The following is a 12,091-nucleotide window of genomic DNA, read 5'->3' as shown; positions in this document are numbered from 1 at the left end:
GCAATTCACCCCCGCCGTATTTGTCAACGGGAAGAAGGGTCTGTCACCCTTTTGCCGCGATGGCGGTGCCTGCGGCATGGCCCGAGGACCAGGCCCATTGGAAGTTGTAGCCGCCCAGCCAGCCGGTCACATCCACCGCCTCGCCGATGGCGTAGAGGCCGGGCAGGGATTTGGCCTCCATCGTTTTTGACGACAGCGCATCGGTGTCGATGCCGCCCAGAGTGACCTCGGCGGTGCGATAGCCTTCGGTGCCCGACGGTGTCAGCTGCCAGTCGCTCAGGGCGGCGCACAGGGCGGTAAGTTTGGCGTCGGACTGGTCCGCGAGATTGCCGCCGAACGGCAGGATGGAGTTCAGGTGTTCGACCAGCCGGGCGGGCAGGTGGCGGGCCAGCTCGGTCGTCACCGCCTTGCGGCCCGAATGCTGACGCCGGGCACGCAGGGTCTCGTAGAGGTCGATTTCCGGGATCAGGTTGACCGAGATCGCCTCGCCCTCGCGCCAGTAACTTGAGAGTTGCAGCACGGCAGGCCCGCTGAGGCCGCGATGGGTAAACAGCAGCGCCTCGTCAAAGCTGGCGCGGGCAGTGCCAAGCCGGGCGGGCAGCGAGACGCCGGAGAGGTCGCTGAACCGGCCCTGCGCGAAAGTGAAAGGGACCAGGGCGGCGCGGGTTTCGGTGACCGCCAGCCCGAACTGCTGCGCGATGTCATAGGCCAGCCCGGTTGCACCCATTTTGGGGATCGACTTGCCACCGGTCGCCAGTACCAGATTGGTGCAGCTCAGCTTGTGCCGCTTGCCGTCGCGCTCCAGATCGAGTGCGAATGCGCCATCGCGGTGCTGCAGATCCCGCAGGGTGGTGGAAAGCCACAGCTCGGCGCCCGCGCGCTCCATCCCGGTCAGCAGCATCGAGATGATCTGTTTTGACGAGCCGTCGCAGAACAGCTGCCCCAGCGTCTTTTCGTGCCAGGCGATGCCGTGGCGGTCGACCAGTTCGACAAAGTCCCATTGCGTGTAGCGGGACAGGGCGGATTTGCAGAAATGCGGGTTCCGCGACAGGAAGTTCGCGGGGCCCGCATACATGTTGGTAAAATTGCAGCGCCCGCCGCCCGAGATGCGGATTTTCTCGCCCGGAGCCTTTGCATGGTCGATCACCAGAGTGCGCCCGCCGCAATGGGCGGCGCACATCATGCCGGCGGCCCCGGCGCCCAGGATAATCGTGTCGAACCTCATCCTCCGCCCTTGGCGCGGAATGATGCCAATGACAAGAGGAAGAGGCTGGCCTGAATGCCATTTTGCCTGTAGAATCGCGCACAGACCCCGAAAACGGGGCGTTAACGAGGCAGATAGTGGCGGTAATCTCATGACTGAGATGGTGTATGGTGCTGTGCCAGAGCGGCGCGGTGAACCGATCCTTCCCAAATGGTGGCGGACGATCGACAAGTGGACGATGTCCTGTGTGCTGATCCTGTTCGTGATCGGCCTGCTGCTGGGGCTGGCCTCGTCGCCGCCGCTGGCGTCGCGCAACGGGTTCGAACCGTTTCACTATGTCGGACGGCAGGCGCTGTTCGGGGGGCTGGCCGCCGTGGCGATGCTGCTGACCTCGATGATGTCTCCGGTGCTGGTGCGGCGGCTGGCGGTGATCGGCTTTGTCTGCGCCTTTGTGGCGCTGGCGCTGCTGCCGTTTCTGGGCACCGATTTCGGCAAGGGCGCGGTGCGCTGGTATTCGCTGGGTTTTGCCTCGGTGCAACCATCAGAGTTCCTCAAGCCCGGCTTCATTGTCGTGGCCGCATGGCTGTTTGCCGCCGCACAGGAAATCAACGGCCCGCCGGGGCGCCTGTGGTCCTTTGCCCTGTGTCTGGCGATTGTCGCGATGCTGGTGCTGCAGCCCGATTTCGGGCAGGCCTGTCTGGTGCTGTTCAGCTGGGGCGTGATCTATTTCGTGGCCGGTGCTCCGATGCTGCTTTTGGTGGGCATGGCGGGGGTCGTGGTTCTGGGCGGCATGCTGGCCTATTCCAGTTCCGAGCATTTCGCCCGCCGTATCGACGGGTTTCTGAACCCGGATGTCGATCCGACCACGCAGCTGGGCTATGCCACCAACGCGATCCGCGAGGGGGGGCTGTTCGGCGTGGGTGTCGGCGAGGGGCAGGTGAAATGGTCGCTGCCGGATGCACATACCGATTTCATCATCGCCGTGGCTGCCGAGGAATACGGGCTGATCCTGGTGCTGATCATCATCGCGCTGTACAGCCTGATCGTGGTACGCTCTCTCTTGCGGCTGATGCGCGAGCGCGACATGTTCATCCGCCTGGCGGGCACCGGGCTGGCCTGCATGTTTGGGGTGCAGGCGATGATCAACATGGGCGTCGCGGTGCGCCTGCTGCCCGCCAAGGGCATGACGCTGCCCTTTGTCAGCTATGGCGGCTCCTCCCTGATCGCGGGGGGGATTGCGCTGGGCATGTTGCTGGCCTTTACCCGCACGCGGCCGCAGGGCGAACTGGGTGATATTCTGCGCGGACGGGGATGATGGGCAAGCCGTATCTTCTGATTGCTGCCGGTGGGACCGGCGGCCATATGTTTCCGGCACAGGCGCTGGCCGAGGCGATGCTGAAACGCGGCTGGCGGGTGCGCCTGTCGACGGACGCGCGCGGCGCGCGGTATACCAAGGGGTTTCCGCACACGACCGAGATCGTTCAGGTCGCCTCGGCCACCTTCGCACGCGGCGGACCGGCGGCCAAGGCGATGGCCGGGCCGACAATTGCCGGCGGCGTGGGCAGCATGGCGTTTCAGATGCTGCGCGACAGGCCGGATGTGGTGGTGGGCTTTGGCGGCTATCCTTCGATCCCGGCGCTGGGCGCGGCGACGATGCTGCGGGTGCCCCGGATGATCCACGAACAGAACGGGGTGCTGGGGCGGGTGAACCAGATCTTTGCCACCCGCGTCGCCCATGTGGCCTGCGGTGCGTGGCCGACGGATTTGCCCGATGGCGCGCATGGCATCCATACCGGCAATCCGGTGCGCGCGGCGGTGCTGGAGCGGGAGGCAGCGGGATATATCCCGCCCGGCGACTATCCGATGTCGGTTCTCGTTATGGGCGGTTCCCAGGGCGCGCGCATCCTCAGCGACACGGTGCCCGGCGCGATTGCGGCGCTGCCCGAAGGGATGCGTCAGTATATCCGTGTGGCGCACCAGGCCCGCGAAGAGGATGGAGAGCGTGTCACCGCTTACTACGCGGCGCATGGAATCAAGGCCGATGTGCAGCCCTTTTTTCAGGACATCCCGCGCCGCATGTCCGAGGCGCAGCTGGTGATCAGCCGCTCGGGCGCGTCCAGCGTCGCCGATATTTCGGTGATCGGGCGGCCGTCGATCCTGATCCCTTTCGCCGCCGCCGCCGGAGATCACCAGACCGCCAATGCGCGCGGGCTGGTGCAGGCCGGGGCCGCGATCATGATTCCCGAAAGTGCTCTTGACGTTTCCGCTCTGTCAGAGCAAATCACCACGATCCTGACCAACCCGCAAGCCGCCCAGCAAATGGCCCGTGCCGCCCTGTCGGTGGGCGCACCGGACGCCACCGAGCGCCTGGTCGCCCTCGTCGAGCAACTGGCCCAGAAGGAGACCGCATGACCCCAGCCACCAAACTACCGCAGGACGTAGGCCCCATTCACTTTGTCGGGATTGGCGGCATCGGCATGTCGGGCATCGCCGAGGTGCTGCTGAATCTGGGGTACCGGGTGCAGGGGTCTGACCTGAAGGCGTCCAAGATCACCGGCCGGCTGGAAAAGCTGGGCGCCCGGATCTTTGTGGGCCAGAGCGCCGAAAACCTCGACGGGGCCGCCGTGGTCGTGGTGTCGACCGCGATCAAGCCGGGCAATCCGGAACTGGACGGCGCGCGGGCGCAAGGCCTGCCGGTGGTGCGTCGCGCCGACATGCTGGCCGAACTGATGCGGCTGAAATCCAACATCGCGATTGCCGGAACCCACGGCAAGACCACCACCACCACCATGATGGCCGAGCTGATGGTGGCGGGCGATTTCGACCCGACCGTGATCAATGGCGGTATCATTCACGCCTATGGCTCGAACGCCCGGATGGGGCAGGGCGAATGGATGGTGGTCGAGGCCGACGAAAGTGACGGCTCGTTCAACCGCCTGCCCGCGACCATTGCCATCATCACCAATATCGACCCCGAGCATATGGAGCATTGGGGCGATTTCGACAAACTTCGCGACGGGTTTCACGAGTTCGTTTCGAATCTGCCGTTCTATGGCCTCGCCGTCTGCTGCACCGATCATGCCGAGGTGCAGGCGCTGGTGGGCCGCATTACCGACCGCCGCGTCCGCACCTACGGGTTCAACGCGCAGGCGGACGTTCGCGCCACGAACCTGACCTACAAGGGCGGGGTGGCGCATTTCGACATTCACCTGCAATACGAGGATATGATGATCGAGGGCTGCACCCTGCCCATGCCCGGCGATCACAATGTTTCGAACGCCTTGTCCGCCGTCGCCGTGGCCCGGCATCTGGGCATGAAGGCTACCGAAATCCGCGACGCTCTGGCCAATTTCGGCGGCGTCAACCGGCGCTTTACCAAGGTGGGCGAGGTGAACGGTGTCACCGTCATCGACGATTACGGCCACCACCCGGTCGAGATTGCCGCCGTGCTCAAGGCCGCGCGTCAGGCCACCGAGGGCCGGGTCCTCGCGGTGCATCAGCCGCATCGCTATACCCGCCTGTCCAACCTGTTCGACGATTTCTGCACCTGTTTCAACGACGCGGACGTGGTCGCCATCGCCGAGGTCTATGCCGCTGGCGAGGACCCGATCGAAGGCGCCAGCCGCGACGATCTGGTCGCGGGCCTCATCCGCCACGGCCACCGCCACGCCCGCGCCATCCTGAACGAGGACGATCTCGAACGCCTCGTGCGCGAACAGGCCCGCCCGGGCGACATGGTCGTCTGCCTTGGCGCCGGGACGATCAGCGCCTGGGCCAATGCGCTGCCCGAACGGTTGACGGAACCGCGGGCAGTCGCTCAGTCCAGGGCGTAGGTCAGAACATCGTTGGGATAGGCCTGGTCCTGAATCTCGAAATGGGTTTTCCCGATCCTGCGGAACCCCTGCGCCCGGTAGAACGCCAGCGCCGGGGCGTTTTCCGAGTTCGTTGTCAGCCAGACCGACCCGGCCCCCGATGTCCGGCAATGCTCCAGCGCCCGGCCCAGCAGGGCCTTGCCCAACCCTTTGCCATGATGTCTGGCTTGCACGTAGAGCGTTGAAATCTCGGTGTCGGAACATCCGTCCACAGGCCCCGCCCGCCCCGACGAGACACGGACATAGCCGCAAACCCCCATCTGCAGCTCGGCCACGACAATATGTTCGCCCGGTGCCCCGATCAGGGCTTCGAATCTCTGGGTGGTGAATTCCGCCAGAACGTATTGCGCAAAGAAGGCATTGACGCCCTGCCGCAAATAGGTCGCCAGCCACACTTCGATTGAGAGCGCCGCAAGGCTCGCGGCATCAAGGTTTTGTGCTGTTCTCAAGCGCATGCGGTGTCGGCTCCCGGTGGTGCTTCTAATGTTGCGCGCCTGGCGGCACAGGATCATTTCGCAAAGAAAATCAGTCATATCACGACTGCATGCTTGGCGTAAGGGAGGGAAAGTCGTACTCTGTTCCGGCCGGACAATGATCCGGCCGTGTCGTAAAGACATAAGGGGTACGATATGGCGCAGGAGCTCAAGCGCCGTATAGGATTGGGTCTGCTGACCGCCTATGGCGTCGGCGTGATGGTCGGTGCCGGTATCTATGTGCTGGTCGGTGCCATCGCGGCGGATGCCGGGATCTGGGCGCCGCTCGCCTTCGTTCTGGCCGGTCTTATCGCCGCCCCCACCGCGCTCAGCTATTCCGAATTCTCCACCCGCCTGCCCGAAGCGGCGGGCGAGGCGGCCTATGTCGGCGCCGGCCTGAACAGCCAGGCGCTGGCGGTTTTCGTCGGCCTTGCCGTTGTGACCGCCGGTACGGTGTCTGCCGGGGCGGTGCTGCGTGGCGGGGTAGGGTATCTCACCCATGCCATCGACGTGGACGCGACGCTGGCCATTCTGGTTCTGGGGGCAGCACTGACCTCCGTCGCCGTGTTTGGTGTGCTCGAAAGCCTCGCGCTGGCGGCAGTCCTTACCGCTATCGAACTCGGCGGATTGGGGCTGGTCAGCTGGGCAGGGCTGAGCGGAGAGGCGTCGATTGATTGGGCGGCATCACCGCCGCCGGTCTGGACAGGGATCGGCCTGGGCGGCGTGCTGGCCTTTTTTGCCTTTATCGGGTTCGAGGACATCGTCAACATGGCCGAAGAGGTCGACCGGCCCGAGCGGACGATGCCGCGCGCGATCCTGATTTCACTGGCCGTCACATCGGTGATCTACGCCCTGGTCAGCTGGGCGGCCGTCCGGGTGGTGCCGCTGGCGGAACTCTCCGCCTCGGGCAGCCCGCTGGCGCTGGTCTGGCAGACCGCGCGCGGCGGCTCGGGCGAGTTCCTGTCCGCCATCGCCGTCTTTGCGGCGTTGAACGGGGTGTTGGCGCAGATCGTCATGGCCAGCCGTGTTCTTTTTGGTCTCGGCAAGCGTAGCCCGGCATTGGGCGTCTTTCATCGGGCGCATCCGCGACTGGGGACGCCGGTTCTGGCCACCGTGCTGATCGGCGCCGTCGTGGTCGCCGCCGCGCTCTATGTTCCCTTCGCCACGCTGGCGGAAACCACATCGGCGATCCTCCTGGCTGTATTTGCTCTGGTCAACCTGGCGTTGATCGTCCAGAAGCGGCGCGAACCCGAGGCACGATTCCGTGTGCCGATGGCCGTTCCGGTTCTGGGTCTCGTACTGTCGTCAATCGCGCTTGCCGTCGCCATAGGAGGGATCGCATGAGCCTGCCGGTCGTTCTTGCCATCGCCTGGGTCTTTGCCGCGACCGCGGTGTCGTTCCTGCCGATGCGCCGCCAGTACGTTCCCGGCATCATGCTGCTGGCCGCCGCCCCGGTTCTGATCGCGATCTTGTGGGTACAGTACGGCTGGATTCTTGGCATTGCCGCGCTGGCGGGTTTCCTGTCGATGTTCCGCAACCCGCTGATCTATTTCTGGCGCAGGTGGCGCGGCCCGGAGACGGAGGGGCGCAAATGACGGTCTCGCTCACCCTCGCCTGCATCTGGGCCGTTGCGGCAAATGTACTCGCCTTGACTCCGAGCAAGGACAACCACTGGCGCAAGGCCTATGTGCTGATTGCCGTCGGCATCCCGCTGCTGGGTTATGTCACCTATGAAAACGGCCCCTGGATCGGTCTGGTGGTGATGGCCGCGGGCATGTCCATGCTGCGCTGGCCGGTGATCTACCTGACCCGTTGGATTCGGTCGAAGATGCAGGGGCTGAAGGCGGCGAAGAAATGATTCGGAGACCTCGTCATGGGGAATATCGCTACGTTTGCCTATCTGCCGCTGATCGCGCTTGTGTCCGGTATTGTTGCCGGTTTTGTCGCGGGCCGCTGGATGGGGTTTCGCAACCTGCTCTGGCTGATCGGCCTGACCTCGGCGGTCGGTCTGGTACTGATCGTCATGCTGACCACCGTTGGCACCGGCGAGGAAGAGCGCGCCTTTGCGCCCTTTGTCTGGCTTACGGGCGGCGTACTGCCCTTCCTGTTTGCGGTGATCATGGGCGGCGTCGGCGGACGCAGCCTGGCTAGTCGCGCCGGGGCTTGACCGGCAGCGTCAGGCGCTTGGCCCGGTCAGACGCCACACCGGAACCTTGCCCAGCCCCTTGATCTCGTTCGGTCCCAGTTCGGCGAGGTCGAACCGGTCCACCAGTGACTGCCGCATGGCGGCACTGACAAGGACTGTTCCGGGTTCGGCAAGCGTCTGCAGGCGGCTGGCAAGGTTGACCGTGTCGCCCCACAGATCATAGCCGAACCGCGACTCGCCGATCACACCGGCCAGCACCGGCCCGCAATGCAGCCCAACCCGGATCTGCAGCCGTTCGCCCGACATCCCTTCGAATGCCGCCGCGCAGTCCAGCATGTCCAGCGCCAGTTTCGCAGCAGCATCCGCAGCATCCGGCAACGCTTCGGGCGCGCCGCCTGCCGCCATATACGCGTCACCAATGGTCTTGATCTTTTCCAGCCCGTGTGCCGCCACCAGCCGGTCGAATGCGCCGAACAGCCCGTTCAATGACGCAACGACCTCTTCGGGCGAATTTCGCGCGGCCAGTTCGGTGAACCCGACCACGTCGGCAAACAACACCACCGCCTCCGGCACGGTGTCGGCGATACGTTCTTCGCCCCGTTCCATCCGCGCCACGATGCTGCCCGGCAGGATGCGCGTCAGCAGCTCGAAATAACGGGTTTTCTGACGCCCGACTTTACGCTCGCTCAGAAACTCCAGCCGGCGCAACACGTTCAGCTGGTGCACGGCAAAGCCGCCGACCAGAAGCACCACCAGATACTGGAAATAGATCGTCACCAGGCTGCCGAAGGCCAGATCCCGCGCGAGCGTGAAACTGAGCGCAAAGGCAAAGGTGCAAATCGATCCGATCGCGACGGCGGTCGCAAAGCCCAGCGGTAGGATGAAGAACAGAAACATCTGAACGATCACGAAGCCCGACAGGTATTCATCGGGCGTTTCGGCGACCAGATTGAGAAAGGCATAGCACAGTGTCGCGGTGCCGATGGCGATCCACGCCAGTATCTCGGGCCGCTGTCGGAACGCGCTGAAATAAGTCATCACGTAAATCGTACCGGCGCCGGGAAAGGCGACGATCAGACGGGTGAGTACCGCCAGATCGGCGTTTTCCGGGATCACCGACCAATCGAGCAGCGCAAAAATCAGACTGGCCGTACCGGCCAGAACCGCTGAAAGCCGAAATCGCTTGAGATCGCGGTCGAGCCGGGCCTTCAGATAGCGGCGCTCCATCTGCGGGTCGGCAAGTCGGGCGGTCAGCTTGTCGATGTCTGTCAGGTTCGATCCGGTCCCGATGGGCTGCACTCCGGTCCTCCACGGCAAGGTGCGAACAATCGTGCCGGGCAATGGCTTGCCGATCAAGTGCCGGATTTTCCGCGCCAAGACGGTCTTCCGCGTTGTTCCGGATGTGAAACCGGGCTAGATGCACCAAACCGACCTAAACGGAAGAGTCCCATGATCCCGACCGACACGATCCGTGGCAGACTGACACCCAACCGTGAGCTTTGCGAGCTGACCTGGCTGCGGGTGGGCGGCCCGGCGGATTGGTTGTTCCAGCCCGCCGATCTGGAAGACCTGCAGGGCTTTTTGCGGGACCTGCCGGGTGACGTCTCCGTTTTCCCTATGGGCGTGGGCTCCAACCTCATCGTCCGCGACGGCGGTCTGCGTGCGGTGGTGATCCGGCTCGGGCGCGGCTTCAACGGCATCTCGGTCGATGGCAATACTGTTGTCGCGGGCGCCGCCGCGCTGGACGCGCATGTGGCGCGCAAGGCGGCGGATGCGGGCGTTGACCTGACCTTTCTGCGCACCATCCCCGGTTCGGTCGGCGGCGCCGTGCGGATGAACGCGGGCTGCTATGGCAGCTACATGGCCGATGTGTTTCAATCCGCCACCGTGGTCCTGCGCGACGGCGACATCGCCGAGCTGACCGGCGCCGACCTGAACTTCCGCTACCGCCAGTCCGACCTGCCCGAGGGCGCGGTGCTGGTCGCGGCAAAGATGGCGGGGCCTTCCGCTTCGCCGGATGAGCTGCACGCGCGCATGGACGCGCAATTGCAAAAGCGCGACGAAACCCAGCCCACCAGGGACCGCAGCGCCGGCTCGACCTTTCGCAATCCGGCCGGGTTTTCCTCGACCGGGCGGGCCGATGACACCCATGATCTGAAAGCCTGGAAAGTGATCGACAACGCCGGTCTGCGCGGCGCCCGCAAGGGCGGCGCGCAGATGAGCGAAAAGCATCCCAACTTTCTGATCAACACCGGTGGCGCGACCGCCGCAGATCTCGAAGGTCTGGGCGAAGAGGTGCGAAAAAAGGTTTACGAAACAAGCGGCATCACGCTAGAGTGGGAAATCATGCGGGTCGGTGACCCGCTCAAGAAATAGCAGCCCCGACCGTCGACCAGAACAGGCAAAACAAGGCGGCGGATCAAAGGCATAACACAGCAGCACGGGCCACCGAATAAGGCCCGGGGACATTGAGGCGCACGAACGTGGGTAGGTCGAGCAGGACAAACCCCAAAGTGGCGGTATTGATGGGCGGACCCTCGAAAGAACGCGAGGTTTCGCTCAGCAGCGGGCGCGAATGCGCAGCCGCCCTCAGGGGAGAAGGCATTGAAGTGGTCGAACTGGATGCCGGTTCCGACCTCTATGCACGCCTTCAGGAAATCAAGCCGGATGTGGTGTTCAACGCCCTGCATGGCCGCTGGGGCGAGGATGGCTGCGTGCAGGGCCTGCTTGAATGGATGCGCATTCCCTATACGCATTCCGGCGTGCTGGCCTCGGCGCTGGCCATGGACAAGCAGCGCAGCAAAGAAGCGTTCCGCGTGGCGGGGCTGCCCGTTGCAGATAGTGTGATCGTGCCCAAGACAGAGGTGATGGCAGGCCACGTTATGGCAGCCCCCTACGTGGTCAAACCCAATAACGAAGGCTCCAGCGTCGGCATCTATCTGGTGCACGAAGGCGCGAACGGTCCGCCGAAGCTGGCGGATGACATGCCCGACCAGGTTATGGTCGAACAGTATGTGGCGGGGCGCGAACTGACCGTGACCGTGATGGATGACCGGGCACTGACCGTGACCGAGATCATGACCGATGGCTGGTACGACTACGACGCCAAATACAAGCCCGGCGGCTCTTGGCACGTGCTGCCCGCCGATGTTCCGCCGGGGATTTTTGACCGGTGCATGGAATTTGCGCGGCGTGCACATGACGTGCTCGGATGTCGGGGCGTTAGCCGCACGGATTTCCGCTGGGACGACAGCAAGGGCGCCGACGGCCTGTTCCTGCTGGAAACCAACACCCAGCCCGGCATGACCCCGACCTCGCTGGTTCCGGAACAGGGCGAATATCTGGGGATGACCTTTGGCCAGCTTTGCGCCTGGATGGTGGAGGACGCCTCATGCGACCGGTAAGACCGCATCGCGAGCTTGTGGCCTGGCGGGAAAAGCCTCTGACGGATGAGGATGCCGAATTTGCCGTCGCCGATACATCGTCCCACCGCGTTCAGCCCCGGTTTCGTCTGCGGATGGGCCGCCGCCGGACAGGCCGAAAGGCCGATCCGGCCCCGTCACGGCTAAGTTTCCGTTTCCAGCGCTGGATGCTGACCCCCGGCATCCGGCTGGGACTGCGCATGGGGATTCCCTTTACCGCCGTTTTCGTGGCCGGAACTGCGTATTTCGCCGATGATCAGCGGCGCGACGCGGTGCATGGATTTTTCTCCGAGCTGCGCACCTCGTTCGAGGAGCGCCCGGAATTCATGGTCAACCTGATGGCCATCGACGGTGCGGGCGTCAACCTGTCCGAGGATATCCGCGAGGTGGTGCCGCTGGATTTCCCGATCAGTTCCTTCGACCTGGATGCCGACCAGATCCGCGACACCATTGCCGGCCTCGACCCGGTCAAGTCGGTAAGTGTTCGAATCCGTCCGGGCGGCATCCTGCAGGTCGATGTGCTCGAACGCGAGCCGGTCGTGGTCTGGCGCACCTGGGACGGGGTCGAGATGCTGGACGAGACCGGCGCGCATGTGGATGACATCGCCGCGCGCGCCGATCGTCCCGACCTGCCGGTGATCGCCGGCGAGGGCGCGGATGCCCATGTCGGTGAGGCGCTGGCCCTGATCCGCACGGCGCGGGCGCTGGGCGACCGGGTTCGCGGTCTGGTACGTGTTGGTGAGCGGCGCTGGGATCTGGTGCTGGACCGCAACCAACGCATCATGCTGCCGACCGAGCGCCCGGTACAGGCGCTGGAACGGGTGCTCGCGGTCAGCGAGGTGCAGGATCTGCTGGAGCGCGACGTCGCCGCAGTGGACATGCGCATCGGGTCGCGACCGACCATCAGGATGAACGAAACCGCCAGCGCAGAATGGTGGAATACGAAAGTAACGGTAAAGAGCGGGCAATAGTAT

Annotated in this window: 13 protein-coding genes; 10 read left to right on the top strand and 3 right to left on the bottom strand. The window is 64.5% G+C overall.

Annotated features, from left to right (window positions below):
* Positions 1 to 43: 43 nt before the first annotated feature.
* Entirely contained in the window at positions 44 to 1,225 is a 1,182-nt protein-coding gene (locus ACR0AO_RS15665) for a BaiN/RdsA family NAD(P)/FAD-dependent oxidoreductase (RefSeq protein ID WP_480605201.1), read from the bottom strand.
* 130 nt (positions 1,226 to 1,355) lie between these two features.
* On the opposite strand from ACR0AO_RS15665, the gene ftsW reads away from it, so the two are divergent.
* Genes ftsW through murC form a run of 3 tightly spaced genes read left to right on the top strand, consistent with a single transcriptional unit; the run spans position 1,356 to position 5,037 of the window.
* Positions 1,356 to 2,519 (top strand): putative lipid II flippase FtsW, encoded by a 1,164-nt coding sequence (ftsW, locus tag ACR0AO_RS15660; protein WP_480605200.1) that lies wholly within the window; start codon positions 1,356 to 1,358, stop codon positions 2,517 to 2,519.
* Entirely contained in the window at positions 2,519 to 3,616 is a 1,098-nt protein-coding gene (locus ACR0AO_RS15655; protein ID WP_480605198.1) for a UDP-N-acetylglucosamine--N-acetylmuramyl-(pentapeptide) pyrophosphoryl-undecaprenol N-acetylglucosamine transferase, read from the top strand. The genes ftsW and ACR0AO_RS15655 overlap by 1 nt, the downstream gene beginning before the upstream one ends.
* Positions 3,613 to 5,037 carry a UDP-N-acetylmuramate--L-alanine ligase gene (gene murC, locus ACR0AO_RS15650; protein ID WP_480605196.1) on the top strand — a complete coding sequence of 475 codons (1,425 nt, stop codon included), beginning with the start codon at positions 3,613 to 3,615 and terminating at the stop codon, positions 5,035 to 5,037. The genes ACR0AO_RS15655 and murC overlap by 4 nt, the downstream gene beginning before the upstream one ends.
* On the opposite strand, the gene ACR0AO_RS15645 is transcribed toward murC, so the two are convergent.
* Positions 5,022 to 5,531 carry an N-acetyltransferase family protein gene (locus ACR0AO_RS15645; RefSeq protein WP_480605194.1) on the bottom strand — a complete coding sequence of 170 codons (510 nt, stop codon included), beginning with the start codon at positions 5,529 to 5,531 and terminating at the stop codon, positions 5,022 to 5,024. The two genes, murC and ACR0AO_RS15645, sit on opposite strands and share 16 nt — an antisense overlap.
* Positions 5,532 to 5,705: 174 nt before the next feature.
* Between ACR0AO_RS15645 and ACR0AO_RS15640 the strand changes: the two genes are divergently transcribed.
* Genes ACR0AO_RS15640 through ACR0AO_RS15625 form a run of 4 tightly spaced genes read left to right on the top strand, consistent with a single transcriptional unit; the run spans position 5,706 to position 7,716 of the window.
* Positions 5,706 to 6,893: an APC family permease gene (locus ACR0AO_RS15640; protein WP_480605192.1), complete on the top strand. Its 1,188-nt coding sequence runs from the start codon at positions 5,706 to 5,708 to the stop codon at positions 6,891 to 6,893.
* The gene (locus ACR0AO_RS15635) at positions 6,890 to 7,144 is read left to right on the top strand and encodes a DUF2484 family protein (protein ID WP_480605190.1); all 255 of its coding nucleotides are present in this window, start codon (positions 6,890 to 6,892) and stop codon (positions 7,142 to 7,144) included. The genes ACR0AO_RS15640 and ACR0AO_RS15635 overlap by 4 nt, the downstream gene beginning before the upstream one ends.
* Entirely contained in the window at positions 7,141 to 7,407 is a 267-nt protein-coding gene (locus tag ACR0AO_RS15630; protein ID WP_480605188.1) for a DUF2484 family protein, read from the top strand. Before ACR0AO_RS15635 ends, ACR0AO_RS15630 begins: the two co-directional genes overlap by 4 nt.
* Before the next feature lie 15 nt (positions 7,408 to 7,422).
* Positions 7,423 to 7,716 carry a hypothetical protein gene (locus tag ACR0AO_RS15625; RefSeq protein ID WP_480605186.1) on the top strand — a complete coding sequence of 98 codons (294 nt, stop codon included), beginning with the start codon at positions 7,423 to 7,425 and terminating at the stop codon, positions 7,714 to 7,716.
* Positions 7,717 to 7,725: 9 nt separating this feature from the next.
* Here ACR0AO_RS15625 and ACR0AO_RS15620 read toward each other — a convergent pair whose 3' ends face one another.
* Positions 7,726 to 9,072 carry an adenylate/guanylate cyclase domain-containing protein gene (locus tag ACR0AO_RS15620; RefSeq protein WP_480605184.1) on the bottom strand — a complete coding sequence of 449 codons (1,347 nt, stop codon included), beginning with the start codon at positions 9,070 to 9,072 and terminating at the stop codon, positions 7,726 to 7,728.
* Positions 9,073 to 9,144: 72 nt separating this feature from the next.
* On the opposite strand from ACR0AO_RS15620, the gene murB reads away from it, so the two are divergent.
* The 3 genes from murB to ACR0AO_RS15605 all read left to right on the top strand — a co-directional run bounded on the left by murB (position 9,145) and on the right by ACR0AO_RS15605 (position 12,088).
* Entirely contained in the window at positions 9,145 to 10,071 is a 927-nt protein-coding gene (gene murB, locus ACR0AO_RS15615) for a UDP-N-acetylmuramate dehydrogenase (protein WP_480605183.1), read from the top strand.
* A gap of 107 nt (positions 10,072 to 10,178) precedes the next feature.
* The gene (locus ACR0AO_RS15610; protein WP_480605181.1) at positions 10,179 to 11,099 is read left to right on the top strand and encodes a D-alanine--D-alanine ligase; all 921 of its coding nucleotides are present in this window, start codon (positions 10,179 to 10,181) and stop codon (positions 11,097 to 11,099) included.
* On the top strand, positions 11,087 to 12,088 hold the full coding sequence (locus tag ACR0AO_RS15605) for a cell division protein FtsQ/DivIB (protein WP_480605180.1): 1,002 nt from the start codon (positions 11,087 to 11,089) through the stop codon (positions 12,086 to 12,088). The genes ACR0AO_RS15610 and ACR0AO_RS15605 overlap by 13 nt, the downstream gene beginning before the upstream one ends.
* Positions 12,089 to 12,091: the final 3 nt, after the last annotated feature.

The organism is Ruegeria sp. AF8 (assembly GCF_056541825.1).
The sequence above is the reverse complement of the archived record's forward strand: the minus strand, read 5'-3'. Positions and strand labels throughout refer to the sequence as shown.